Origin of the sequence: Rhizobium skierniewicense (assembly GCF_014196515.1) — a bacterium.
Lineage (GTDB): Bacteria > Pseudomonadota > Alphaproteobacteria > Rhizobiales > Rhizobiaceae > Agrobacterium > Agrobacterium skierniewicense.
The window spans coordinates 159981-183865 of the sequence record NZ_JACIDV010000005.1; the positions used below are offsets into that span (position 1 = coordinate 159981).

The following is a 23885-nucleotide window of genomic DNA, read 5'->3' on the forward strand; positions in this document are numbered from 1 at the left end:
CGTTGCCTTAGTATGGTGCGTAAGCAGGATTCGAAAAAATGTCAGAACAGGTTTTGAATACCATAAGTTTTGCAGGCCGTGCTGCGGCATCCAACCAGTTTAAGTCTCTCTATTCTGAGGGAATGACTTTGGTGGAAGAAACGGCGACTTACCTGGACGGTTCCGGACGTGCCGCGTCCAAAGTATTGCCACGGATGGCTTCTGTTCTCTACGCGGCAGAGTCGATGCGACTGACCACACGCCTGATGCAGATGGCCTCTTGGCTTCTTCTCCAGCGCGCCGTCAACAATGGCGAAATGAGCCGGGATCAGGTTCTGAGCGAGAAGAACAAGGTTCGTCTCGATAACTTCAACGTTGATCGTAGCGCACCGGGCTGGGGCGACCTGCCTGAATCCTTCCGTGATCTGGTTGAGCGTTCCCTTCGTCTCCAGAATCGCGTTGCCCTGCTGGATCGTGAAATCTACCGTCCGTCTGAAGCCAACAAGGTTCCAGATAACGAGAACAGCGTTCAGGCACAGCTCAACCTGCTGCGGACCGCGTTTTCCGGCAACTAAGGCGCTGGATGCTGAAAATGAGGAAAGCAGGCTTCGGCCTGCTTTTTTGTTTCGGCAATGTCCACATCCCGCCCCCTGCCCTTCAGATCGCCGGCATCATTCCCGAATCTCAAACAACAAAAAACCCCGGATCACTCCGGAGTTTTTTCTGTCTCGACAGTCAAGAGGATTAGAGGCCGAGGCCGCCAAAGCGCTTGTTGAACTTGGAAACGCGACCGCCACGGTCCATCAGCTGCTGGTTGCCGCCGGTCCATGCCGGGTGCGACGTTGGATCGATTTCGAGGTTCATGACCTGACCCTCAGAACCCCATGTGGAGCGTGTTTCGTATTCTGTGCCATCAGTCATGACCACTTTGATCATGTGATAGTCGGGATGAATTTCAGCCTTCATGACAATCTTCCTGCTTTGGTAACGTGCGGACCATTTGCCGCAATTGCGTCAACTGAGCCAATTCAATAATGAAGCTCCAGACCATTTGGCCATGGCTTCCCAATTCGATGCGGAGCCTATACATGAAGGTCGCCGAGATAACAAGTGCCTGCCGATGCCTGGCTTCACACTTGGCGACACACAAAAGACGCTGAGCTTGCCGCAGGCTGGCAAAAGCCATTCGTCAAGCCGGCAGATGCAGGAGTAGATCGTGGCAGACATTGAGGACCAGAAATCGTCCGCGCGCAAGACGCCGAAACCGCTGGCCAGTCTCCTGCCTTATCTGAAGCGATATCGCGGGCTGGTGGCGGCTGCCGTCTTCGCGCTCGTCCTGTCGTCGGCCACCACGCTTGCCCTGCCCCTCGCCGTTCGGCGCATCATCGACCATGGCTTCGAAGGAGCAGATGGCGCGATGATCAACAGCTATTTCGCCGTCCTCCTGGCGATCGCCGTCGTGCTCGCACTTGCCAGTGCCATGCGCTATTATTACGTCATGTCGATCGGCGAAAGGGTCGTGGCCGACCTGCGCCGCGACGTGTTTGCCCATCTGACATCGCTCTCCCAGGCCTTTTTCGACGTCAACCATTCCGGTGAACTGGCCTCGCGCCTGACCGCCGACACGGTGCAGATCCGCTCGGCCTTCGGCTCGTCTGCGTCGCAGGCACTGCGCAATATCCTGCTCTGTCTCGGTGGAGTGGCGATGATGGTCTATACAAGCCCCAGCCTCTCGGGTCTGGCACTGCTGGCCATCCCCCTCATCGTCTTCCCGCTGATCGCCTTCGGTCGTTCGGTGCGTTCGCGGTCCAGAACGACGCAGGATACGCTGGCGACTTCCTCTGCCTTTGCCGCCGAAACCATTTCCGCCAGCCGCACAATCCAGTCCTTCAATGCCGAAAGCCTGGCCAACTCACGCTACAATGACGCCGTCGAGAAAGCCTACCGTGGCGCCCGCTCTGCCATCAGCGCACGCGCTGTGCTGACGGCTGTCGCCATCAGCTTCGTCTTCGGCAGCGTCGTCGCCATCCTGTGGTATGGCGCGCATGGCGTGCTCATCGGCACGATTTCTGCCGGTACACTCAGCCAGTTCGTTCTCTATTCCGTTATCGCCGCAAGCTCGCTTGGCCAGCTTTCTGAAGTCTGGGGTGAGCTTTCGCAGGCCGGCGGTGCAGCTGAACGTCTGTCTGAATTGCTTCAGGAAAAATCCCCCGTCACGGATCCGGCAACGCCCGTTCCCCTGCCTGCCCCGGCTCGCGGTGAAGCGAGCTTCGAAAATGTCAGCTTCCATTACCCACAAGGCGGAGGCAGACCTGTCGTCACCGATTTGTCCCTCAAAGTCGCAGCGGGCGAAACGGTTGCCATCGTCGGCCCGTCCGGCGCCGGCAAAAGTACGATCTTTTCGCTGTTGATGCGGTTTTACGATCCACAAAGTGGACGCATCACGGTCGATGGCACGGATATACGCTCGGTGACGCTGGAAGAGCTGCGCTCCCGGCTGGCGATCGTACCGCAGGATGTCGCGATCTTTGCGACTTCCATCCACGACAACATTGCCTTTGGCAAACCGACAGCGACCCGTGAAGAGGTGCGCACCGCCGCCATCGCCGCACAGGCCGACGGCTTTATCGCCAATCTCGACAACGGTTACGACACCATCGTGGGGGAGCGCGGCGTCACACTCTCCGGCGGCCAGCGTCAGCGTATCGCCATTGCGCGTGCCATCCTTCGAGATGCGCCCGTTCTGCTGCTCGACGAGGCAACCTCTGCATTGGATGCCGAAAGCGAGACACTGGTACAAAAGGCGCTGGATCAGCTGATAGCCAAACGCACCACCATCGTCATCGCCCATCGCCTTGCCACCGTGCTGAAAGCCGACCGCATCCTGGTCATGGACGAGGGCCGGATCATCGAGGAAGGCACCCATCAGAGCCTCACCAGACAAGGTGGCCTCTATGCAAAACTCGCCCGCCTCCAGTTCGAAACACCTGGAAGCGAGGCGGTCGTACCGCTGGTAAAATCGAGCTAAAGCATGTCGCATTTCATTGTCCTCAATGAAACGATAACGTACAAGCGACAAACCTAGAGCTAAAGCGTGTCGCAGTGAATCCTATTCACAGAGACACGCTTTAGCTCCCAACGCTCCTGCCCGCGACCCTACCGGAAAACAGGCACCCTCCCAGAAATGTGCCTTCGAGCGCGTTGTAGCCGTGCATGCCCCCACCGCCGAACCCGGCGACTTCGCCTGCCGCGTAAAGTCCAGGCACGGGCGCACCGGCTCCGTCCAGCACGCGACCCTGGAGATCGGTGTGGAGACCGCCCAGCGTCTTGCGGGTGAGGATGTGCAGGCGCACCGCAATCAGCGGCCCGGCTGCCGGGTCTAGAAGGCGATGTGGCTTTGCCGTGCGCATCAGCTTGTCGCCGAGATAATTGCGCGCACCGCGTATCGCTGTGATCTGCGCATCCTTGCTGAAACCATTGGTGAGCTCCCGGTCCCGCGCTTCTATCTGAGTGCGGATATGACCGGCATCCAACGCTCGCTCACCGGTCATGGCGTTCATCGCGTCCACAAGATCCTCAAGCGTTTCGCGAACGGCGAAATCTTCGCCACGCTCCATGAAGGCCTTGACCGGGCCCGGCGGCTCCTTGCCCAGACGTTTCAGCAGCAAGCGGATATTCTTGTCTGTCAGGTCAGGGTTTTGCTCGGAACCCGATAGTGCGAATTCCTTCTTGATGATCGCCTTTGTCAGAATGAACCAGCTGTAATCGCTGTTCCGTTCGCGCAGGATTTTAAGCGTTCCCAGCGTGTCGAAGCCAGGCATGGCAGGGGCAGGCAGGCGATCACCGCGTGCATCGCACCAGAAGGACGATGGGCCGGGGAGAATACGAATGCCATGATTGGGCCAGATCGGGTCGTGGTTTTTCACGCCCTCGGTATAATGCCACATACGATCACGGTTGATGACCTTGCCGCCCGCCGCCTCGGTAATGCCGATCATGCGCCCGTCCACATGGGCTGGCACACCACAGACCATCTCCGCTGGCGGTTGGCCCAGCCGCTCCACCGGCCAGTTCTGCCGAACCAGATCATGATTGCCGCCGATGCCACCCGATGTGACCACCACAGCCGAGGCATCAACACGGAAGGTGCCAATCCTGTCGCGGTTGCTGGTTTCGCCGCGCCGTACCGGATCATGGTCCAGAACAGTCCCGGATATGCCAGTGACCACACCATTGGTATTTTCAAGCGCATCCACCTGATGGCGGAATCTGAAGACAATTTTGCCGTCGGCCTCTAGGGCTTTTGCTTTCGTCACGAAGGGCTCCAAGACGCCGGGGCCGGTGCCCCAGGTGACATGAAAGCGCGGCACGGAATTGCCGTGACCGTGGGCGTGCGATCCGCCACGCTCTGCCCAACCGACGACCGGAAACCAGCGCATGCCAAGCCCATGCAGCCATGCACGCTTTTCACCCGCGGCAAAATTCAGATAGGCCTCAGCCCAAAGGCGCGGCCAATGGTCTTCAGGCCGGTCAAACGCTGCCGAACCCAGCCAGTCCTGACGGGCGAGATCGAGACTGTCTCTGATACGCATGAAACGCTGCTCCGGGCTGTCGACGAAGAACAACCCTCCGAGTGACCAGAACGCTTGCCCTCCCAGGTTCTGCTCGCCTTCCTGATCCAGCAGGCAAACCCGCAGCCCACGCTCTGCTGCCTCGATCGCGGCCACCAGACCGGCAAGCCCGGCGCCCACAACAATAACGTCAAATCGCTCCATCAACCCCTCCCGGACAGAATCGATTTACTTTTACGCAAACGTCAAAAGGATGCAACGGGTGAGGGTGAGAGGGCATCCGGTTGAAGAATCAAAGTGATCGTGACCTGGGCAACGAGAGGCAGGGTACATCCCCTTGCTGGAGGGCAAAGCGACCCTATCCGCCGAACCTATGCCGAGATGGCAGCCAGTCCCGCGGCTGCACCTCTACCTCACCGCTCCGTCAGTTTCAGCTCGATCCTGCGGTTCTGAGAACGGGCTTCCGGTGTATCGCCCTCGGCCAGCGGCTGGTATTCGCCAAAACCGGCAGCAACGAGGCGATTGGCCGGAACGCCTTTGGAAACGAGGTATTTGACCACCGAGGTCGCGCGTGCTGACGAGAGTTCCCAATTGTCTCGGAAACGGCCATTGCCCGAAAGCTGGACGTTGTCGGTATGACCGTCCACGCGCAGCACCCAATTGATTTCGGGCGGAATTTCCTTTGCGAGATCAATGATGGCAGTCGCAAGCTTGGCCATCTCGGTCTGACCGTCCGGGTTGAGATCATTGCCACCGGACGGAAACAGCACTTCCGACTGGAAGACAAAGCGGTCACCGACGATACGGATGTTTTCCCGATCCGAGAGGATTTCCCGCAGACGTCCGAAGAAATCCGAGCGATAGCGGTTGAGTTCCTGCACGCGCTGCGCAAGCGCCACATTCAGGCGGCGACCGAGATCGGCAATCTTGACCTGTGAGGAGGTGTCTTTTGCTTCGGACGCCTGCAAGGCGGATTCGACCGACGCGATCTGCGCGCGAAGCGCTGCGATCTGCTGGTTGAGAAGATCGATCTGCGCCGAGGCACGTGCGCCGGACTGTCGTGCGTCCTCAAGCTCACCAGACAATTGGCCAACGCGGGCATTGGCGGCGGAACTGTTGCCCGCGCCGGAATCCAGCAAGGATTGCAGCCGCGAGCGTTCGCTTTCCGATACGGCTAATGTCGATTGCAGATTGGCCAGCGTATCTTCGATGTCCTGCTTGCTGCCCTTTTCGAGTGCCAGCAACTCGGTGAGTTCGGAAATCTGGTTGTTGAGCCGGTTCAGCACCTCATCCTTGCCGGAAATTTCCCGCGAGAGAATGAATTGTGCCAGCACGAAGACCGTAAGCAGGAACATGACGGCCATGAGCAGCGTCGACAGGGCGTCAACGAAGCCCGGCCAATAATCGACACTGCGATCGCGACGGCGATTGCGCCCAAGCGCCATGATCAATCGCTCCCGTTATCGTGGCGGGTGGAGCGGCCGGTGTTTTTCTGCTCGGCGTCGATGCGGGCCGACAGCCTGTCCAGCGTACGGCGCAGGGATTTCGATTCCTCCTGCTGCGCTTCGATCCAGTCACGCAGCATCTGCTGTTCACCGCGCATGTTCTTGACAAGACCCTGAATACCCTCGGCAAGGCTGGTCATGGCAGCGAGCGAACGTTCGGTGCCGACGGCACCGTAAGCGGCAGGCCGGCCCTCGCCGACAACGTCATTGCCAGGATCGGTCACGGACGACAGCCAGTTTTCCAACTCGGTGTAAAACCGGTTCTGGGCACGCCCGGCCTGAAGATCGAGAAAGCCGAGAATGAGCGAGCCGGACAGACCCAGCAGCGAGGACGAGAACGCCGTACCCATGCCGGAAAGGGGCGCGGTCAGACCCGATTTCAAAGAGGAGAGAATGTCGTTGGTATCACCCGCTGTGGGGTCGAGCCCCTGAATGACGTCGCTAATGGCAGCGATGGTGCCGATCAAACCCCAGAAGGTGCCGAGCAGACCGAGAAAGACCAAGAGACCGATGAGATAGCGCGATGTGTCGCGCGATTCGTCCAGACGCGTGGCGATCGAATCCAGCAGCGAACGTTGGGTGACGGTGGACAGGCGAACCTCGGCGCGCCTGTCGAGAACCGAGCGCATGGGAGCCAGCAGCTTTGGCGCTCGTCCAGCCTTGTCCACGGTGCCAGCCGCCTGAAACCGGTTGAACCAGCTCACCTCGGGGCGAAGCGAAAGAATCTGGGTGAACACCAGAATGATGCCAATAACCAGAACGCCGAGAATGAAGCCGTTCAGGCCTGGATTGGTCATGAACGCGGTTTGCGCCTGCCGAAAGAGGATTGCAGCGAGGAAGGCGACGATGATGAGGAAGAGGACCATCGTCCACAAAAACGGCGTGGGGCTCGACAGCTTATGATGATATTCTTTCGTGACCGACCTCTCGACGCCGACATCGAGCCGTTCCGTATCCGCCATAATGCTCATTCCCTCTGGACCTGCCGCGACGTCCGCGTAAACGCGCCTGAAAGCGGTTCGGCATCGCGTCATCGCTGTTATGACGGGAAGCTAGTGGAAAATTACGACGAATTGAAGTGAAAAGCCGGAGGCCAAAGGGTTTTTGCAAGATGTCTTGATAACAGGGCCGTGGGGAGGACCGTTTGCGTCATCCCGCATCTTATGCCGGACAGGTGCGATCAACCCCTTGATCGCACAACATTACTTTGCACAGTCAACGTAACAGTGCTGAATTCCGGCTCAAGGCCCGAATGATGACATGACAGCATTAACGCCCTGGTATCGGACGGTTGATGACTTCGCTCAGCGCTTTTTGGATATATTCGTTTCCGGCAACGACGCTCCCTGTCCCGAGAATGTCCTGTCCGCCCTTCATGTCGCTGACGAAGCCGCCAGCTTCACGAATCAGAACGAGACCAGCGGCCATGTCCCAAGGCGCCAGCTCCGCCTCCCAAAAACCGTCAAGACGACCAGCCGCAACATAAGCGAGATCCAGCGAAGCCGCACCGAAGCGGCGGATGCCAGCGACCTCACCCATGGCGTGACGAAGCTCAACGAGAAACTTGCCGTGATTGCCACGACCCAGATGCGGAACGCCGCAACTGACGACACAATCGGTAATCTGCTTGCGTGCGGCGACACGAATGCGGCGATCGTTAAGAAACGCGCCGCTGCCACGCTCGGCGGTGTAAAGCTCGTCTGTCGCAGGGTTGAAGATCACGCCGGCAACAATTTCGCCGTTGCGCTCCAGCGCGATGGAGACGGCAAACTGTGGGATGCCGTGCAGAAAGTTGGTGGTTCCGTCCAGGGGGTCGACGATCCAGCGATGGGCGCCGTCGGAACCCTTTTCCTCGCCGCCTTCTTCGCCAAGAAAGTCGTAGGTCGGGCGGGCCTTCATCAACTCGTCATGGACGATCTTCTCAGCCTTGAGATCGGCCTGCGAGACGAAATCGCCAGGGCCTTTGACTGAGACCTGCAGGTTCTGCACTTCACCGAAGTCACGCGACAACGATTTTCCAGCCTTGAGGGCGGCCTGAACCATGACGTTGAGAAGGGCTGAACGGGCCATGACGATGTTCCTGAAAGGTGGCTGAACCTGCTAGCCGAAATTTCCGGCAGGCACGCAAATGCGGTTTCTGATTGAAAGTTTGCGGTTCAAGACCACAAAACGCGCTGGAATTCAAGGTAAAAAGCCGAAAGACGATAGGAACTCAACTCGGACGGAAACGGTTCGCGGCGTCGATCGCTTGTCTCTGCTGGTCCTCTTCGATGCCGAGATAGAAATCCTCCAGACTTGCGTCTTTGAGGCCCGCGCGGCGTGACAGCACATACCATTTCGCAGCTTCGACCGGATTGGGCTTGGTCCCAAGTGCCTGAATGTAGAGATGGGCGACCTTGTTCTGGGCAACGACATTGCCGCGTTGGGCCGCGCCATAGAGCCAGCGGAAGCCTTCTTCCAAATTGCGCTCGCCGCCCACGCCGTTGATCAACCAGACGCCGAGATCAACCTGTGCGGTATCGAAGCCGGCTTTTGCCGCACGCGTCAGCCAGTCACGGGCTTTCGCTTTTTTGGCAGCCGGGATGTCCTTGAGGTTCCAATAGATTTGCGAAACGGCATATTGCGCGTCGGCTATGCCTTTTTCAGCGGATCTTTCATAAAATGGGAGGGCAGCCTGCAAGCCATTGGCCCCGGGCGTCTGCGACACAAGGATTTGCGCCCAGTTGAATTCGGCCTCGCCATTTCCCGCTTGTGCAGCGCGGCGCATGTAATCGTCGGCCAGGGTCTTGTCGTGCTTGACGATTTTGCCGTCTATCAGCAGCAGGGCATATTTGAACATGGCGACCGCATCGCCACCCTTGGCAGCCTGCTCGTACCAGAAGGCAGCGGTCTTTTCGTCGCGCGCAATACCGAACCCACGGGACATCATTTCGGCAACCAGCGTCTGCGCCGCCGCGTCGCCCGCCTGGGCGCGGGTCAGCGCTTTCGACAGTGCCTGAACATATTCGCCGCGCTGATAGTGACCAAAGGCTTCATCGACCTTGCCCAGAAATTTCTTTTCCGGCGGAAGTGCCGGAAGATCGGCGCCCATACGCTGGTAAACGTTCACACCTTCGGACGGCTGCAGATCCTTCTGGTCGCTCGTACCGACGCGGCCCTTGCGGATCGGATCGGCATTCGGATCGGATGGACGCGACAGAATCTCGGGCGCACCGGCCTTGGCAGGCCCAAAATCCGTATCCCCATCCGTCGGCGTCACGTCAGGCTGCGGCGCGTTGGCTCCGACACCCGGCAATAAATCGGCCTGTGGCTGGGCCGGGGCCGTGGTCGGATCTTGCGCAAAAACGCCATGCGAGATGGAGGCGCAAGCCAGCGCGAGAGCCAAAACAGACGGTTGCAAACGAAGGAAACGAGCGATCATCGCCTGTATCAACCGCCAAACCGTGGCGCTTTTTCGTCAAGCAACGCATTCGCTTCGGCAACGGCCTGAGCCACACCGCCAGCATGGCCAAAAACCGCGTTGCGCAGCGCCACAAATTCGACGCCGCTTTCGGCAACGGCAACCACCGAAGCGACATCCGAACCGCCCATGACGACGGCCGGGATTTCGATCATCGAGGCCCACCATTCGCCCAGCGCCACATTTTTCGGATGCGCTTCCGGCTTGATATCGCCGTCCAGCTTGCCGAAGAACATGTAATCCGGGTTGCTTTCACCCTGCTCCAGCGCCTTGTGACGGTCATCGGCATTACCGCCGCCAACGATGAGCTTTGGCGAAAAACTCTCGACGGCTTCGGACAGGGCTTCAGCACCGCCATTGACGTGCAGACCATCGGCCTTGACGCGACTGGCCGTCCGGCTATCGCCCGCCACAAGCGCTGCGGCACCCGCTTCCTGAACGATCGGCACCAAAGTTTCGGCGAGCTTCTGGAAGGTCGCATCATCGAGACCGTATTGCGGAATGATGACGGAGGCCACGTCGCCGCCGCGCAATGCATCCTCCAAGGTCCTGGCTTGGTGATCGGCGTCGTCGTGCGCAGGAACGATCAGAACGAGTCGGCAGCGGTCTTTGGGTGCAGTCATCGGTTTTTCCATTTTCCGCAGACGGGACGCTTCCTGCGTTATCTGCACTCGTTTTCATGAGATACTTCCGATAAACCGGACTGACGAAAGGATCAACCGTCCATCCATGCTGACCGATTTCCATTTTTTCCTCGTCGCCATCCCGGCAGTCATCCTCGTCGGCCTTTCCAAGGGCGGGCTGGGCGGCGCTTTGGCATTGATGGGTGTGCCTTTGATGGCGCTGGCCGTGCCGCCGGTTCAGGCCGCCGCGATCTTTTTGCCGATCCTCGTGGTCATGGATTTGGTCGCACTGATGGCTTGGCGCAAATACAATCACCGCCAGACCCTGCTGCTCATGCTGCCTGGGGCGATTGCAGGAATTACGCTCGGATGGGCGATGTCCAGCATGATTTCGGCCGATGCGATGCGCCTTGTAGTGGCAAGCGTCACCATCATCTTCGTGATCCGCTATTTCTTCGAGGCTTATCGCACCGCCCGCGGCGGGCAGGAAGCGCCGGCCAACGCCCAGAGCCCCGTGAAAGCGACCATCTGGTCCAGCCTTTCAGGCTACGCCAGCTTCGTTGCACATGCCGGTGGCCCGCCCTTCCAGATTTATGTGCTGCCGTTGAAACTGGACCCGAAAGTCTACACCGGGATGAGCGTTCGCTTCTTTGCGATCATGAACGCAATCAAGCTCATACCCTATTTTGCCCTTGGTGCACTGGATGTTAACAACCTTACCACCTCAGCCATACTGTTGCCCGTTGCCATGGCCGCAACCTTCGCGGGGGCAAAAATCGTGAAATACATGAAGCCCGCGATTTTTTATCCGCTGATGTACAGCATGGCGTTCCTGGCAGCGTTGAAGCTTCTGTGGGACGGGCTGCCTTTTTAGAAGCGAGACGGTTACACAAACAAAAGGCCCTGATCGCGAGAGCAATCAGAGCCGGGCTTTCAGGCTGCGACGTAAACTATACTGACGTCAGGCAACAAAGATATGATTTGATCAATGCTTGGTGGAGGCTTGCAGCCTCTGCATTTCGTCCTTCAGGCGCAGTTTCTTGCGTTTTAGATCCACAATCTGCTTATCATCCGAAGAGGGGGAAGCGAGAACGGTTTCGAGCTCCTCCTCAAGAGCACCGTGTTTCTTTTCCAGCGATGCTATATGAGCCTGAATGGTCATGCGGCACGTCCTTCCTTGTTGAACCTACCTCCAGCGCTCCATCGCTGGAGTTTCAGGTTTACGACACCAATGTGACACGGAAGGCAGCTGTTGTCGAAGGAGAAATCAAGGCAATATCGGGGCAAAATGCTGACACGGGAAACTTCCCGTTACCGTCATTTAATGGTACAGGCACGAAAGCTGAAAACAAAATGGCCGGATGGCGGTCCGGCTGTATCATATGGGGACCACAAGAGATGCCCGATCAGGATCAAGCCGACGTTCGGCTGGTGCTTGCGCGACTTCGCCAGGAGCATGAAGACTATGATGCCGCGATCAATGCCATGATCCAGACCAATTGCGAGGCATTGCGGATCCAGCGCATGAAAAAGAAAAAGCTGGTCATCAAGGACAAGATGACCCAGATCGAAGACCATATTATCCCCGACATCATCGCCTGATACGGAGAGACCGTTGAGCACAGAGACACCGCCCGTCGCCATCATCATGGGAAGCCAGTCCGACTGGGAAACCATGAAAAACGCAGCCGATACGCTGGATGCGCTGGATGTGGAATATGAAGCCCGCATCATTTCCGCCCACCGCACGCCCGAGCGCATGTTCAGCTTCGCCAGCGGCGCGCGCGAGGAAGGTTTCAAGGTCATCATTGCCGGTGCCGGTGGTGCAGCCCACCTGCCAGGGATGACAGCAGCCCTGACCCCGCTTCCGGTGTTCGGTGTTCCCGTTCAATCGAAAACCATGTCGGGTCAGGACAGCCTCTATTCCATCGTCCAGATGCCCGCAGGCATTCCCGTCGGCACGCTCGCCATCGGCCGGGCCGGTGCCATCAACGCAGCCCTTCTGGCAGCATCCGTTCTGGCGCTGTCCGACGAGGATCTGGCTGACCGGCTGGATGAATACCGCGCGCGCCAGACGGCCGCGATTGCGGAATACCCCATGGACACCCCGCAATGAGCCTGGACGTGACCGGCAAATCAGGAACCATCGGCATCATCGGTGGCGGTCAGCTTGCACGCATGCTGGCCATGGCTGCGGCCCGGCTCAACTTCCGCACCATCGTACTCGAGCCACAGGCCGACTGTCCGGCAGCGCAAGTCTGTAACCGCCAGATCGTCGCTGCCTATGATGACGAAAAAGCGCTGGCCGAACTGGCAAATGTCTGCGACGTCGTGACTTACGAGTTCGAAAACGTCCCCGTCGTCGCAGCCCAGACGTTGGCGGCCTCCGTTCCCGTCTATCCGCCAGCGGAAGCACTCAGCGCCTCGCAGGACCGATTGACGGAAAAACGCTTCCTCAATGATTGCGGTATTCCCACAGCCGACTTCGCCCAGGTGGACGATCAGGCGAGCCTTGAAGCCGCGCTGTCTGATTTCGCAGGCAAGGGCGTCCTGAAGACCCGCCGAATGGGCTATGACGGCAAGGGCCAGCGCGTATTCAAGGGCGGCGAAGACCTGGCCGGTGCGTTCAACGCACTGGGCGGCGTTCCGCTGATTCTGGAAAGCTTTGTACCCTTCGAGCGCGAAATCTCGATCATCGCAGCCCGCTTTCGGGATGGCACGGTCACCTGTTACGATCCGGCAGAAAACGTGCACCTGAGCGGCATTCTCCACACCTCGACAGTTCCGGCGCAGCTTTCCGACGCCGCGAGAACCGTTGCGGTGGAATCGGCAGAAAAGCTGCTGGCCGCTCTCGACTACATCGGCGTGGTCGGTATCGAATTCTTCGTATTGCCGGATGGTTCACTGGTGGCAAACGAGATGGCCCCGCGCGTGCACAACACCGGCCACTGGACGGAGGCTGCTTGTGTGGTCTCCCAATTCGAGCAGCACATTCGCGCCGTGGCAGGTCTTGCCCCCGGCTCGACGCAGCGCCATTCAGACTGCGTGATGACAAATCTGATCGGCGACGACATCAGCGCGGTGCCGCATTGGCTGGCGAAAAACGATTGCCTCGTGCACCTTTACGGCAAGACCGAAGCACGCGCAGGCCGCAAGATGGGCCATGTCACACAGCTGACGAACCCCGGAAAACCAAGTCTTTCCCGGCAAAATACGCCTTAGCGTGTTGACAGGCTGGGACTGACGGGGTATTTGCCTGCCAACCGAAAAAAGCGCGCCCTCGTAGCGCGTTTTTGATTGTTTATACATGCGTGGCAAGAAGCGTCACGCCAAACTGCGGACCAGAAAAATGAAAATCAAGAACTCGCTTAAAGCGCTTAAGGCCCGTCACCGCGATAACCGTCTGGTTCGCCGCAAGGGCCGCGTCTACATCATCAACAAGATGAACCCACGTTTCAAGGCTCGTCAGGGCTGATTACCCTCTTCACGCGTGCCCGTCCGGTCGAGACGGATCACATTGTTGATAGACTGCAGAATTTAATTCCATAATTGGCGCAGGCGGATTACGTTAACCGCATGCGCCAATTTCGTTTTCAGACCTTTCTCGCAGTCGCCCTCGGGTTTTTGACCCTCAGCCCCCTGCCCTCCGCCCATGTTTCCGCAGCACGGGCTGCCGAGCTGGCAAGCAGCGCGCCCACGCAACAGACAGCGGTTGCACCAGAAGCAGCGCCAAAAACCTCCATCGACAATCTGTTCTCCAGCTTGAAAAAAGAGCGCGACGCCCAGAAAGCCCGCGTCATCGCCAACGAAATTGTCAGCGAATGGACGGATTCCGGCAGCGCGACCATCAACCTTCTGATGACGTGGTCGCAAGAAGCCGCGGAAAAGAAGCGCAAGGCAGCAGCTTACGATTTTCTGGATCAGGCGATCTATCTTGAACCCGACTTCGCACAGGCCTGGTACCGCCGCGCTCTTGTCCATTATTCCGATGGCGATACACGCAAGGCCATGTCTGACCTGAACAGCACGCTGGAAAAAGAACCACGCTATTTCCCGGCGCTCGCCAGCCTTGCCAATATTCTTGAGAGCAACGAACGCAATGAGCTGGCGCTGAAGGTTTGGGAGCAATATCTGGCGCTCTACCCGGCAGACAAGGACGCGCAGAAGGAAGCCACCGACCTTACGGAGAAATTGGCGGGAACGCGCAGTTAAGGATCTTTTCGGAGACGCTTATGCGACGCCGATGCGCAGCAGGTCGTGGAAGTGTACCAGACCGATGGGACGGTTGTCGTCATCAACAACGATGAGAGCGCCGATATGATGCTTCTCAAGCGTGGCGAGAGCAGCCGTCGCCAGAACGTTTTTCGTCACTACCTTCGGCGATGTCGTCATCACCTCATCGACGCTGAGTTCTGACAGGTTGCGCGTGAGATTACGCGCCATGTCGCCTTCGGTCACAATCCCGCACAAGCGGCCATCGTGATCCAGCACCGCCACACAGCCGAAATGCTTGCGCGCCAGAATGCTGACAGCTTCGGGCATGGATGTCCCCTTGGAGACGAGCGGCAGACGCTCGCCCGTATGCATGATGTCGCCAACAAGCGTGAGTGATGCTCCAAGTTTTCCACCCGGATGGAACACGCGAAAATCACCAGCCGTAAAGCTGCGTGCCTCCAGAAGGGCGACAGCGAGGGCATCGCCCAGCGCCAGCTGCATCATCGTCGACGTCGTCGGTGCCAGGCCATGCGGGCAGGCTTCCTGTTCATCGGGAATGAGAAGCACGATATCGGACGCTTTCGCAAGCGAGCCCTGCTTTGCGCAGGTCAATGCGACCAGCGGAATGGAAAATCGCCTCGTGTAATTGATGATGCTACGGAGTTCCGCACTCTCTCCGCCTTTGGAAATAGCCATTACCACATCATGACTGCCGATCATGCCCAGATCGCCGTGGTTGGCTTCAGCCGCATGAACGAAAAAAGCAGGTGTTCCGGTGGAGGCAAAAGTAGCGGCAAGCTTGGAGCCGATATGGCCGCTCTTGCCAACGCCCGTAATAATGAGGCGGCCGCCCGATTTACCAATAACGTCGATGGCGCGGCAGAACTCGTCGCCCAAGGGCCCTTGCAAGGCGTCTTCCAGCGCCGACAAACCACCCTTTTCAATCGAAATGGTTCTCAAAGCCGATTCGACGGCGTTATTTTCCACCAGTGTGACAGCTCTCGTAATCATGGCGCGACTGATACTCCTTTCGAGAAATCATGTCTATCGGCCAATATCGATGACCACGCCGTTTTATCAGGTCATCGATTTTCACAGACTGTTAACCATAAAATAACCCGGCACGGGCACCATGGCGGTTCAACGACGCATTTCCAAACATGTATTCTGCCAAGAAAACCATAGGCTTATCCTATTCTTCGGCAGAGCGGACGGAATCGAGATGCAGTATCTGCGATTGGCTGAGAATTCAAACTGGATGGGTAAGAGCACGTATGGTTCATGAGAACACCGCAAAACGTCAGGTGACGTGGCGGAAAGCAGCTGCAACGCTGCTGGCGTGCACCCTATTGTGCCCGGTCTATCCGGCTTTTTCCCAGTCCTCCTCGTCTCAGCCTGCCGCCGCGACATCGTTGCGAACGCTGACCAGCGCCGACCCCAACATCGGCCAGAACAATCTCTCCGTCGTAGATCCGGACAGTGCGGCGCGTGACGATGCGCGAACGGCTACTGCCGCCGACACTGTGACAACTGGCAGCCTTCGTCCATCGTCTACGCCCGGCGAGACCATTTCCGAGCCGCCGGATGAAGCGACCGTGGTTTATGAGGAGCCGCAAAACCCGTATGAGCCGACGGTCGATGGTGGCCAGAACATCCAGGCCGATGACGGCCAGGCACCGGGCATCCGTATCGGTACGATGACGCTGCGCCCGTCCATCAGCCAGTCGATAAACCATGAGAACAAGACGTTCCCCGGTGGATCGAGCAGCCGCAATTATCTGACGACAGGCATTCGCGGCACGCTGACCAGTGACTGGTCGCGTCACGCATTGACGATCACCGGCGACGGGGCATACCAGCGCAATCTGGGGGGAGGCAGTGCCGGGCAAGAGCCGAGCGCAAATCTTGGTGCCGACTTGCGCCTTGATTTGGGCGATGGCACACAGGCCAATCTGACCGCAGGTTACGCCTTCAGCCGTGAAGACACCAACGATCCCAACGCCGTCTCCGGCGCCTCCGTGCAGGGCGGCGAGCATGTCTTTACCGCTGGCGCGTCGGTTGAGCGCAATGTCGGAATCTTGAAAGCGCTCGCTGCTCTCGATCTCTCGCGTACCCTCTATACGGACGCCAAGGGCGTCAACGGCCAGGCCATCAGCCTGAGCGACCGTGACCGCTACGGTGCAGGACTTCGCGCTCGCGTGGGTTATGAGCTGTCACCTGCACTGGTTCCGTTTCTGGAAGCAACTGCGGGGCTGACAAATTACGACCAGACCCGCGACAACACAGGCTATGAGCGCTCTTCGCAAAGCTATGGAGCAAAGGTCGGCACGCAGATCGATCTGGGTGAAAAGCTGCGCGGTGAGGCGGCCATCGGCTATCTGCGCAAGGAATATGACGACAGCCGACTGTCGGCGGTCAATGCCATGTCGCTGGATGGCAACCTCGTCTGGTCGCCGCAACGCGGCACGGATGTCAGCCTTGGTCTGCGAACGACAATCGAGGATTTTGCAGGCGGCGCGCAGGGCGGCTGGGTTTCGCGCGAACTCATCGCCGGGCTGACGCAGCAGTTGCGCCGCGATCTCGTGGCGCGGTTGACCGCAGGTTTGGAACGCAGAAACTATCAGACATCGTCTCTGCGAGACGAAACCGAATATCTCATCGGTGCGGGACTGACCTGGAGCATCAATCGCTATCTCGATTTCACCACCGACATCAGCTACGAGACGACGCCAGTGACCGATAACAGCACATGGCGCATCGGTGCAGGCCTGACGTTGAAGCGTTAGCCACAAAAAAATCCCGGCACAGAGGCCGGGATTTTTCATTTGAAGCCAGAAAGCTTACTTCAGCTTGCTGACCATTGCCTTCAAAGGTTCTTCGATGGATGCGCGAATGTCGGCGCGTTCCAGTGCGAAAGCAAGGTTTGCGAGAATGAAGCCATCCTTGGCACCGCAATCGAATGTTTCGCCGTTGAAACGATAACCGGCAAATTCCTGGCTCTTGGCAAGAGCCAGCATGCCGTCCGTCAACTGGATCTCATTGCCTGCACCGCGTTCCTGATTCTCGAGAATGTTGAAAATCTCGGGCTGCAGGATGTAGCGACCGTTGATGTAGTAGTTAGACGGAGCCGTTCCCTTGGCAGGCTTTTCGACCATTTCGGTGATCTTAAAGCCTTCACCGACGGTTTCGCCGACACCGACGATGCCGTATTTATGCGCCTGATCAGGTTCGCATTCCTGAACCGCAATCACGTTGCCGCCGGTCTGGTCGTACAGATCGACCATGCCCTTCAGGCAGCTTTTCTGCGAATGCATGATCATGTCGGGCAAAAGAACCGCAAAGGGCTCGTCGCCGACGATATCGCGGGCGCACCAGACCGCATGGCCGAGACCCAGCGGCACCTGCTGACGGGTGAAGCTTGCGGTCCCTGCCTTGGGCAGAATGTCGGCAAGAAGTGTCAGCTCGGCATTCTTGTTGCGTTCGCGGAGCATCTGCTCCAGTTCGAACTGGATGTCGAAGTAGTCCTCGATCACGCCCTTGCCGCGACCGGTCACGAACACGAAGTGCTCGATGCCCGCTTCGGCAGCTTCATCCACCACATACTGGATGACCGGCTTGTCGACCACGGTCAGCATTTCCTTCGGAACAGCCTTTGTTGCAGGCAGGAAACGCGTCCCAAGACCGGCCACCGGGAAAACTGCTTTCCGAATTTTTTTCTGTTCTACCACACATCCCTCCTAAGAGATTTCATCACTGTCATTAAGCACGCACGACTTTGTTATCAAGAAAGTGGCAAACTTTTGTAAAGGTGACGTTACCTTTGGTTAATGGTAAAGAATTTGTTGACCTTGAGTTGCTATGACATCGTTAAGCCCGATGCGTATCTCGCAATCGATATGAAATTCGAGAGAAACGAAAGACTGCCGATGAAAAAGCTGACCCTTTCCCCCATCCGCTCCCAAATTTGCAAATTTGGCTGCATCGCATTTGCAGGTATTGCAATAGCGCTTGCGCCTGCAACCGCCAATGCCGACGCAGGCTTCCGCCAGTGGATCAACCAGTTCTATGCCACCGCTGCCAAGCAAGGTATCACCAAATCGACCTATCAGAAAGCGTTCGCAGGCGTGACCGAGCCCGACCCGGATGCCCTGCGCAAGGCAACCTTCCAGCCGGAATTCACCACCAAGATCTGGGATTACGTCGATAGCCGCGTCAATCCCTATACGGTGCGCATCGGCCGCGAAATGAAGATGAAGCATGCCACGACGCTCAATTGGATCGAGCGCAATTTCAAGGTGGACAAGCACATCATTCTGGCCATCTGGTCGATGGAATCAAACTACGGCGCGGTTCTGGAAAAGCCCGAACGGCTCCACAACATCACACAGGCCCTGGCGACGCTCGCCTATTCCGATCCCAAGCGGGGCAAATTTGCCCGCAACCAGTTGATTGCGGCGCTGAAAATCCTGCAGAACGGCGACGTGACGCCAAAACAACTGACCGGCTCCTGGGCCGGTGCCATGGGCCACACGCAGTTCATCCCCACCAGCTATCTGCTGTATGCCGTCGATGCTGACGGCAATGGCAAGCGGGATATCTGGCACTCCATTCCCGACGCGCTGGCAACGGCTGCAAACCTTCTCGCCAAGAACGGCTGGGAACCGGGCCGGACCTGGGGCTATGAGGCCGTCGTACCCAACGGTGGCGCACGGTATGAAGGCCAGACCAAGAGCATGGCCGAATGGCAGAAGCTCGGCTTTGCCCGCCCCAGCGGCAAGGGCTTTCCGCGCGGCGCAGACCGCGCCATGCTGAAAATGCAGGGTGGCGACAACGGCCCCGGCTTCCTGATGACGAAAAACTTTTTCACCATCAAAAGATACAATGCGTCCGACAGCTATGCGCTTGCCGTTGGCCTTCTCGCAGACGAGATTGCCGGCACAGGCGGCATGCAGCAGCGCTGGCCGCGTCCGGACAACACGCTCGACGTCAAGGAAAAGTTCGAATTGCAGTCGCGCATGAAAGAACTCGGCTATTATGACGGCGAGGTGGACGGCAACTTCGGCTCCGGCTCGAAAGCTGCCATCAGCGCGATCCAGAAACGCATGGGCATGGAAAACGACGGCGAACCTTCCCGCCTGTTGCTGCGCGCCCTGCGCAATTGACACCCGCCTGTGGCGGACCCAGAATAACAAAAACAATCGGACCCGTCCGGGAGGTTCATCTGTGGTGAAAAAGAAAGCGGGCCGTTTTGCAGGCATGACGCGGCGGACCATCGCTGTGTTGATCGCGCTTGTCATATCCCTGCCCGTCACATCGCATAAGGCCGACGCGCAGGAAATGCGTGAACGCCGCACTCTGTTTGAAATGATGTTCGGTTCTCCCAACAGGCGCAACGACCGCATGTATGCGCCCGACCCCAACCAGCAGCGGATGCGACGCGCGCCACCGCGCGACAACCGCGCAGTCACCCGCCCCTCTGCCCCGCGCAAGACGCCATCCGTGGTGCAGATGCGCACCGAAAAGCCAGCACCCGTGGCCAAGCTTGAAAATGCCCGCCGTGTTCTCGTCATCGGCGACTTTCTGGCGGGCAACATGGGTGAAGCGCTGGTATCCACCTTCCAGAGTTCGCCCGCGATCACGATCGATGTGCGCTCGAACGGCTCCTCCGGCCTCGTGCGCACGGATTATTATGACTGGTTTGGCAACCTGCCGCAATTCCTGACGGAGACAAAGCCCGCCACCGTCGTCATCATGATCGGCTCCAACGACCGCCAACAGATGGAGATCAACGGCACGAAAGAGAAATACGGCACCGATCTGTGGTTTAAGGAATATGAGCGTCGCATCGATGCGCTGATCACCCTTGCCAAACGCCAGCAGGTGCCGGTTCTCTGGGTCGGCCTGCCTGCGTTCCAGTCGCCATCGCTCACCGCAGATTTCGTCGGCTTCAACCGCCTTTATCGCAGCCACATCGAAAAGGCGGGCGGAGAGTTCGTGGACGTCTGGGATGGCTTCGTGGACGAAAACGGAAAATTCGTGACCACCGGCTATGACGTCAACGGCCAGCAGGCGCGTCTGCGCGAAGCCGATGGCATCGGCATGACGCAGGCCGGCAAGCAGAAGCTCGCCTTCTACGTCGAGAAATTCGTGCGGCGCCATCTGGATGGCGCAAGTCCTGACCTCACGACACTCGACGGCAGCAACCTGCCAGCCCTCACCTCGCTACCAGCCCTGGGCATCGACGCCCAACAGGTCCGCACCCAGCCCATCAGCCTGACCGACCCAGACCTCGATGGCGGCGACGTGCTCTTGGGCGACAAACCCGCAGCCAAATTCTCAGTCGTGCCTTCCCCTCGGGAAAGGCTCACAAAACAAGGCTTGATGGACGCAGCACCGCTGGGCCGCGTAGATGATTATCGCCTGCCAGCGCCAGGGGAAACGGCGGCGAAGTAGGCGGTGACGTCAGTGCCAAGTCGATGAGCTTTCGCCGTTGAATTGTCGTGGGCAAAATAAATGGCTAAACTCTTCTGTTGGCGTAACCGTTTGTTTCCAAAGAAGAAGCAACTCGATCGTTCTCCCGTGCAACAAGGCTTTGCCTGTGCTACACATCCTTCATGGCACTTATAACTCTTGCCGTATCCGGCTACCGTTCACTTCGCAGTCTCGTGCTCCCGCTCGAAAGGTTGAACGTGGTTACGGGTGCGAATGGAAGCGGGAAGTCGAGCCTTTACCGCGCACTGCATCTCCTCGCGGATGTTGCGCAGGGTCAGGCGATTGCTTCACTCGCTGCCGAGGGAGGTCTACGGTCGACGATGTGGGCCGGCGGCTCAGGCTATTCGACCGCCATGCGCTCAGGACGATCCCCGATGCAGGGAAACATCGGACGTGGACCGGTTTCGCTTCGCCTCGGTTTCGCGTCGGATGACTATGGCTACGCAATCGACTTGGGTCTTCCCATCCCCGGACCCGGCGCTAGCCGAGAGGATGCTTCACTCTTTGGCGACGATCCGGTTGTGAAAGCAGAAGCCGTGTGGGCCGGAGAGAGGCTGTCACGGCACAACACCATCGCAAGACGCGGCAACGCATCGGTTCTGGTGCAGGATTCGAGCGGTCGCCTGCGCCCTGTCGTGACCGATCTCGCATCCTTCGAAACGATGATGATGCGTGCGGCCGATCCGACCAACGCGGTTGAATTGCTCCTTCTGCGTGAGCGCATGAAAGCATGGCGCTTCTACGATCACTTCCGCACTGACCGTGATGCTCCATCGCGCATTCCCCGCATCGGTACGCGCACGGTCGCACTGGCATCCGATGGCTCCGATCTGGCTCCAGCCGTTCAGACGGTGCGCGAGATCGGCAATGGACCAGCTTTCGACGCAACAATCGAGGATGCCTTCCCTGGATCGTCTGTTGAGATCGATGCAGCGAATGGCTTGTTTCGCCTTTCGATGCGCCAAAGCGGGCTTCACCGCCCTCTTGATGCATCGGAACTTTCGGACGGCACCTTACGGTATATTGCGCTGGCCACCGTGCTCCATACGCCGCGACCACCGGAGTTAATGGTCCTAAATGAGCCGGAGGGCAGCCTGCATCCAAGTCTGCTTGAACCGCTCGCACGAATGATTGCCGCCGCCAGCGCATACAGTCAGGTCATCGTCGTCAGTCATGCCAAAGCGCTTGTCGATGCCCTTGCCGATCATGGTGCGCAGATGCTGGGATTGGAAAAGGAAAATGGCGAAACGATTGTCGCAAACGTCGAGCCTCCAGCATGGGCATGGCCGGAACGCTGATTCGTTTGAGAGCCTTCCTTCAGACGAAGAAAACGGTGGTCTTATGCGGCTGAACTGCCATGCCTCACCCCGCACCAATAATCTCTCGATTATGGCTCACCAACAAAAAAAGCCTCCGAAGGCAAAACCCTCGGAGGCTATATATTTAGACCGATCCCGCCTCAGCTCGGCAACAGCGTCTCGCCCATCAGCGCCTCATCAATCGCACGGGCGGCCTGACGGCCTTCGCGGATGGCCCAGACGACGAGGGACTGGCCGCGGCGGACGTCGCCGGCGACCCAGAGCTTGTCGACCGAAGTCTTGTAGTCCTTGTCATTCGCAACAACGTTGGTGGAACCACGGCGGTCGGTGTTCAGCGTCAGCTTGCCGTCCAGTTCCTTGAGGACGCTGTCTGTGAACGGGCCGGAGAAGCCGATGGCGATGAACGCGAGGTCTGCCTTGATGATGAATTCGGTCCCGGCAATCGGCTTGCGGGCGTCATCCACCTGGCAGCATTTCACGCCGGTCAGGACACCATCTTCATCACCGACGAATTCAAGCGTAGCGACCTGAAATTCGCGCGCTGCACCTTCGGCCTGCGAAGAAGACGTGCGCATCTTGGTCGCCCAATAGGGCCAGACAGCGAGCTTGTCTTCCTTTTCCGGCGGCATCGGACGGATATCGAGCTGGGTGACTTTGACCGCACCCTGACGGAACGCCGTGCCGACGCAGTCCGACGCCGTATCGCCACCGCCAACAACGACGACATGCTTGCCACCGGCGAGGATCGGATCGGAAGGCCAGCCGATGCTGTCGATGTTTTCGCGACCGACGCGGCGGTTCTGCTGCACCAGATAGGGCATGGCATCGTGTACGCCGTGAAATTCTGTGCCGCCGATACCGGCTGGACGCGGGGTCTCCGAGCCACCGCAATAAAGCACGGCATCGTGATCCGCTATCAGCGTTTCAACGGTCACGTCAACGCCGACATTGACGCCGTAATGGAAGGTCACGCCCTCGCCCTTGATCTGCTCGACGCGGCGGTCGATGAAGTTCTTCTCCATCTTGAAGTCGGGAATACCATAGCGCAGCAAGCCGCCCGCCTTGGATTCGCGCTCGTAGACATGCACGTCATGACCGGCGCGACCGAGCTGCTGGGCAGCAGCGAGCCCTGAAGGACCGGAGCCGATGATCGCGACCTTCTTGCCGGTGTGAATGGTCGCAGGCTTCGGTACGATGAAGCCAAGCTCATAGGCCTTGTCGGCAATCGCCTGCTCGACGGTCTTGATCGCCACCGGCGCGTCTTCGAGGTTCAGCGTGCAGGCTTCCTCGCACGGCGCCGGACAGACACGGCCGGTGAATTCCGGGAAGTTGTTGGTGGAGTGGAGGTTGCGGATCGCCTCTTCCCAGTTGTTGTTATAGACCAGATCGTTCCAGTCGGGGATCTGGTTGTGAACGGGGCAACCGGTTGGGCCGTGGCAATAGGGAATGCCACAGTCCATGCAGCGCGCGGCCTGCTTCTGCACTTCCGGGTCCGACATGGGAATGGTGAATTCCCGGAAATGGCGAATACGGTCCGACGCCGGCTGATACTTGCCAACCTGACGGTCGATCTCCAGAAAACCTGTAACCTTGCCCATGTTATATCCTCACATCAAAGCAGGGCACCCGTCGGGCCCCAGTACGTCTAAGCGCCGCCCACGGCTGCTCTCAGTACGATAAACTCAAGTCTGATCTCGCTGCCCGTCCAAAAGGTCGCCGTG

General features: G+C 58.6%; 24 protein-coding genes. 12 read left to right on the forward strand and 12 right to left on the reverse strand.

Translation table 11 applies throughout. From position 1 onward, the window contains the following. The first annotated feature begins 38 nt into the window (after nucleotides 1-38). On the forward strand, nucleotides 39-554 hold the full coding sequence (gene rcdA / locus GGQ73_RS09795) for a protease adaptor protein RcdA (RefSeq protein WP_174153882.1): 516 nt from the start codon (nucleotides 39-41) through the stop codon (nucleotides 552-554). 169 nt (nucleotides 555-723) lie between these two features. On the opposite strand, the gene rpmE is transcribed toward rcdA, so the two are convergent. Next, the gene (gene rpmE / locus GGQ73_RS09800; protein WP_045228450.1) at nucleotides 724-945 is read right to left on the reverse strand and encodes a 50S ribosomal protein L31; all 222 of its coding nucleotides are present in this window, start codon (nucleotides 943-945) and stop codon (nucleotides 724-726) included. Then, nucleotides 935-1165 carry a hypothetical protein gene (locus tag GGQ73_RS09805; RefSeq protein ID WP_183895900.1) on the reverse strand — a complete coding sequence of 77 codons (231 nt, stop codon included), beginning with the start codon at nucleotides 1163-1165 and terminating at the stop codon, nucleotides 935-937. The genes rpmE and GGQ73_RS09805 overlap by 11 nt, the downstream gene beginning before the upstream one ends. A gap of 30 nt (nucleotides 1166-1195) precedes the next feature. Here GGQ73_RS09805 and GGQ73_RS09810 point away from each other — a divergent pair, with 30 nt between their 5' ends. Continuing rightward, nucleotides 1196-3007, forward strand: a complete 1812-nt coding sequence (locus tag GGQ73_RS09810; RefSeq protein WP_183895902.1) for an ABC transporter transmembrane domain-containing protein — start codon at nucleotides 1196-1198, stop codon at nucleotides 3005-3007. A gap of 100 nt (nucleotides 3008-3107) precedes the next feature. Here GGQ73_RS09810 and GGQ73_RS09815 read toward each other — a convergent pair whose 3' ends face one another. From GGQ73_RS09815 to GGQ73_RS09840, 6 genes are all read right to left on the reverse strand, one after another. Further along, nucleotides 3108-4754 (reverse strand): FAD-binding dehydrogenase, encoded by a 1647-nt coding sequence (locus GGQ73_RS09815; protein ID WP_183895904.1) that lies wholly within the window; start codon nucleotides 4752-4754, stop codon nucleotides 3108-3110. A 209-nt stretch (nucleotides 4755-4963) separates the two neighbouring features. Continuing rightward, nucleotides 4964-5995: a peptidoglycan -binding protein gene (locus tag GGQ73_RS09820; protein ID WP_183895906.1), complete on the reverse strand. Its 1032-nt coding sequence runs from the start codon at nucleotides 5993-5995 to the stop codon at nucleotides 4964-4966. A 2-nt stretch (nucleotides 5996-5997) separates the two neighbouring features. Continuing rightward, a complete protein-coding gene (locus GGQ73_RS09825; RefSeq protein WP_174154091.1) occupies nucleotides 5998-7017 on the reverse strand; it encodes a flagellar motor protein MotA in 1020 nt (339 codons plus the stop codon). A 307-nt stretch (nucleotides 7018-7324) separates the two neighbouring features. Further along, the gene (locus tag GGQ73_RS09830) at nucleotides 7325-8125 is read right to left on the reverse strand and encodes an inositol monophosphatase family protein (RefSeq protein ID WP_174153887.1); all 801 of its coding nucleotides are present in this window, start codon (nucleotides 8123-8125) and stop codon (nucleotides 7325-7327) included. Between the two features lie 142 nt (nucleotides 8126-8267). Further along, on the reverse strand, nucleotides 8268-9488 hold the full coding sequence (locus GGQ73_RS09835) for a tetratricopeptide repeat protein (RefSeq protein WP_412762968.1): 1221 nt from the start codon (nucleotides 9486-9488) through the stop codon (nucleotides 8268-8270). Then, nucleotides 9485-10138: a thiamine phosphate synthase gene (locus GGQ73_RS09840; protein ID WP_174153888.1), complete on the reverse strand. Its 654-nt coding sequence runs from the start codon at nucleotides 10136-10138 to the stop codon at nucleotides 9485-9487. The genes GGQ73_RS09835 and GGQ73_RS09840 overlap by 4 nt, the downstream gene beginning before the upstream one ends. Before the next feature lie 106 nt (nucleotides 10139-10244). Here GGQ73_RS09840 and GGQ73_RS09845 point away from each other — a divergent pair, with 106 nt between their 5' ends. After that, nucleotides 10245-11012, forward strand: a complete 768-nt coding sequence (locus GGQ73_RS09845; RefSeq protein ID WP_183895908.1) for a sulfite exporter TauE/SafE family protein — start codon at nucleotides 10245-10247, stop codon at nucleotides 11010-11012. A gap of 111 nt (nucleotides 11013-11123) precedes the next feature. Here GGQ73_RS09845 and GGQ73_RS09850 read toward each other — a convergent pair whose 3' ends face one another. Further along, the gene (locus GGQ73_RS09850) at nucleotides 11124-11300 is read right to left on the reverse strand and encodes a YdcH family protein (RefSeq protein ID WP_111837586.1); all 177 of its coding nucleotides are present in this window, start codon (nucleotides 11298-11300) and stop codon (nucleotides 11124-11126) included. A gap of 236 nt (nucleotides 11301-11536) precedes the next feature. Here GGQ73_RS09850 and GGQ73_RS09855 point away from each other — a divergent pair, with 236 nt between their 5' ends. The 5 genes from GGQ73_RS09855 to GGQ73_RS09875 all read left to right on the forward strand — a co-directional run bounded on the left by GGQ73_RS09855 (nucleotide 11537) and on the right by GGQ73_RS09875 (nucleotide 14350). Continuing rightward, nucleotides 11537-11740 (forward strand): YdcH family protein, encoded by a 204-nt coding sequence (locus GGQ73_RS09855; protein WP_174153890.1) that lies wholly within the window; start codon nucleotides 11537-11539, stop codon nucleotides 11738-11740. Nucleotides 11741-11786: 46 nt separating this feature from the next. After that, nucleotides 11787-12254 carry a 5-(carboxyamino)imidazole ribonucleotide mutase gene (gene purE / locus GGQ73_RS09860; RefSeq protein ID WP_174154093.1) on the forward strand — a complete coding sequence of 156 codons (468 nt, stop codon included), beginning with the start codon at nucleotides 11787-11789 and terminating at the stop codon, nucleotides 12252-12254. Then, the gene (locus GGQ73_RS09865; RefSeq protein ID WP_183895910.1) at nucleotides 12251-13360 is read left to right on the forward strand and encodes a 5-(carboxyamino)imidazole ribonucleotide synthase; all 1110 of its coding nucleotides are present in this window, start codon (nucleotides 12251-12253) and stop codon (nucleotides 13358-13360) included. The genes purE and GGQ73_RS09865 overlap by 4 nt, the downstream gene beginning before the upstream one ends. A 127-nt stretch (nucleotides 13361-13487) precedes the next feature. Beyond that, the gene (gene ykgO, locus GGQ73_RS09870; RefSeq protein ID WP_007607121.1) at nucleotides 13488-13613 is read left to right on the forward strand and encodes a type B 50S ribosomal protein L36; all 126 of its coding nucleotides are present in this window, start codon (nucleotides 13488-13490) and stop codon (nucleotides 13611-13613) included. A gap of 101 nt (nucleotides 13614-13714) precedes the next feature. Beyond that, nucleotides 13715-14350: a hypothetical protein gene (locus GGQ73_RS09875; RefSeq protein WP_183895912.1), complete on the forward strand. Its 636-nt coding sequence runs from the start codon at nucleotides 13715-13717 to the stop codon at nucleotides 14348-14350. Nucleotides 14351-14368: 18 nt separating this feature from the next. Here GGQ73_RS09875 and GGQ73_RS09880 read toward each other — a convergent pair whose 3' ends face one another. Next, the gene (locus GGQ73_RS09880) at nucleotides 14369-15364 is read right to left on the reverse strand and encodes a KpsF/GutQ family sugar-phosphate isomerase (RefSeq protein WP_174153893.1); all 996 of its coding nucleotides are present in this window, start codon (nucleotides 15362-15364) and stop codon (nucleotides 14369-14371) included. A gap of 263 nt (nucleotides 15365-15627) precedes the next feature. Here GGQ73_RS09880 and GGQ73_RS09885 point away from each other — a divergent pair, with 263 nt between their 5' ends. Then, the gene (locus GGQ73_RS09885; RefSeq protein WP_183895914.1) at nucleotides 15628-17139 is read left to right on the forward strand and encodes a surface lipoprotein assembly modifier; all 1512 of its coding nucleotides are present in this window, start codon (nucleotides 15628-15630) and stop codon (nucleotides 17137-17139) included. A gap of 54 nt (nucleotides 17140-17193) precedes the next feature. Here GGQ73_RS09885 and galU read toward each other — a convergent pair whose 3' ends face one another. After that, a complete protein-coding gene (galU, locus tag GGQ73_RS09890) occupies nucleotides 17194-18081 on the reverse strand; it encodes a UTP--glucose-1-phosphate uridylyltransferase GalU (RefSeq protein WP_174153895.1) in 888 nt (295 codons plus the stop codon). Nucleotides 18082-18279: 198 nt separating this feature from the next. Here galU and GGQ73_RS09895 point away from each other — a divergent pair, with 198 nt between their 5' ends. From GGQ73_RS09895 to GGQ73_RS09905, 3 genes are all read left to right on the forward strand, one after another. After that, entirely contained in the window at nucleotides 18280-19515 is a 1236-nt protein-coding gene (locus GGQ73_RS09895; protein WP_183895916.1) for a lytic murein transglycosylase, read from the forward strand. Between the two features lie 94 nt (nucleotides 19516-19609). Then, nucleotides 19610-20806 (forward strand): SGNH/GDSL hydrolase family protein, encoded by a 1197-nt coding sequence (locus GGQ73_RS09900; protein ID WP_183896142.1) that lies wholly within the window; start codon nucleotides 19610-19612, stop codon nucleotides 20804-20806. 161 nt (nucleotides 20807-20967) lie between these two features. Next, the gene (locus tag GGQ73_RS09905; RefSeq protein ID WP_183895919.1) at nucleotides 20968-22143 is read left to right on the forward strand and encodes an AAA family ATPase; all 1176 of its coding nucleotides are present in this window, start codon (nucleotides 20968-20970) and stop codon (nucleotides 22141-22143) included. A gap of 161 nt (nucleotides 22144-22304) precedes the next feature. On the opposite strand, the gene GGQ73_RS09910 is transcribed toward GGQ73_RS09905, so the two are convergent. Continuing rightward, nucleotides 22305-23762, reverse strand: coding sequence for a glutamate synthase subunit beta (locus GGQ73_RS09910; RefSeq protein WP_183895921.1), 1458 nt, complete (start codon nucleotides 23760-23762; stop codon nucleotides 22305-22307). Nucleotides 23763-23885 lie beyond the last annotated feature (123 nt).

What these genes read in the sequence shown, in the direction of transcription:
- GGQ73_RS09855 (WP_174153890.1), top strand. Translation starts at nt 11,537, where the DNA reads ATGCCCGATCAGGATCAAGCCGACGTTCGGCTGGTGCTTGCGCGACTT.
- GGQ73_RS09910 (WP_183895921.1), bottom strand. Translation starts at nt 23,762, where the DNA reads ATGGGCAAGGTTACAGGTTTTCTGGAGATCGACCGTCAGGTTGGCAAG.
- GGQ73_RS09815 (WP_183895904.1), bottom strand. Translation starts at nt 4,754, where the DNA reads ATGGAGCGATTTGACGTTATTGTTGTGGGCGCCGGGCTTGCCGGTCTG.
- ykgO (WP_007607121.1), top strand. Translation starts at nt 13,488, where the DNA reads ATGAAAATCAAGAACTCGCTTAAAGCGCTTAAGGCCCGTCACCGCGAT.
- GGQ73_RS09825 (WP_174154091.1), bottom strand. Translation starts at nt 7,017, where the DNA reads ATGGCGGATACGGAACGGCTCGATGTCGGCGTCGAGAGGTCGGTCACG.
- GGQ73_RS09845 (WP_183895908.1), top strand. Translation starts at nt 10,245, where the DNA reads ATGCTGACCGATTTCCATTTTTTCCTCGTCGCCATCCCGGCAGTCATC.
- rcdA (WP_174153882.1), top strand. Translation starts at nt 39, where the DNA reads ATGTCAGAACAGGTTTTGAATACCATAAGTTTTGCAGGCCGTGCTGCG.
- GGQ73_RS09820 (WP_183895906.1), bottom strand. Translation starts at nt 5,995, where the DNA reads ATGGCGCTTGGGCGCAATCGCCGTCGCGATCGCAGTGTCGATTATTGG.
- GGQ73_RS09895 (WP_183895916.1), top strand. Translation starts at nt 18,280, where the DNA reads ATGAAAAAGCTGACCCTTTCCCCCATCCGCTCCCAAATTTGCAAATTT.
- rpmE (WP_045228450.1), bottom strand. Translation starts at nt 945, where the DNA reads ATGAAGGCTGAAATTCATCCCGACTATCACATGATCAAAGTGGTCATG.
- GGQ73_RS09900 (WP_183896142.1), top strand. Translation starts at nt 19,610, where the DNA reads ATGACGCGGCGGACCATCGCTGTGTTGATCGCGCTTGTCATATCCCTG.
- GGQ73_RS09875 (WP_183895912.1), top strand. Translation starts at nt 13,715, where the DNA reads ATGCGCCAATTTCGTTTTCAGACCTTTCTCGCAGTCGCCCTCGGGTTT.
- GGQ73_RS09850 (WP_111837586.1), bottom strand. Translation starts at nt 11,300, where the DNA reads ATGACCATTCAGGCTCATATAGCATCGCTGGAAAAGAAACACGGTGCT.
- GGQ73_RS09805 (WP_183895900.1), bottom strand. Translation starts at nt 1,165, where the DNA reads ATGGCTTTTGCCAGCCTGCGGCAAGCTCAGCGTCTTTTGTGTGTCGCC.
- GGQ73_RS09885 (WP_183895914.1), top strand. Translation starts at nt 15,628, where the DNA reads ATGGTTCATGAGAACACCGCAAAACGTCAGGTGACGTGGCGGAAAGCA.
- GGQ73_RS09840 (WP_174153888.1), bottom strand. Translation starts at nt 10,138, where the DNA reads ATGACTGCACCCAAAGACCGCTGCCGACTCGTTCTGATCGTTCCTGCG.
- GGQ73_RS09865 (WP_183895910.1), top strand. Translation starts at nt 12,251, where the DNA reads ATGAGCCTGGACGTGACCGGCAAATCAGGAACCATCGGCATCATCGGT.
- GGQ73_RS09880 (WP_174153893.1), bottom strand. Translation starts at nt 15,364, where the DNA reads ATGATTACGAGAGCTGTCACACTGGTGGAAAATAACGCCGTCGAATCG.
- purE (WP_174154093.1), top strand. Translation starts at nt 11,787, where the DNA reads ATGGGAAGCCAGTCCGACTGGGAAACCATGAAAAACGCAGCCGATACG.
- GGQ73_RS09830 (WP_174153887.1), bottom strand. Translation starts at nt 8,125, where the DNA reads ATGGCCCGTTCAGCCCTTCTCAACGTCATGGTTCAGGCCGCCCTCAAG.
- GGQ73_RS09905 (WP_183895919.1), top strand. Translation starts at nt 20,968, where the DNA reads ATGGCACTTATAACTCTTGCCGTATCCGGCTACCGTTCACTTCGCAGT.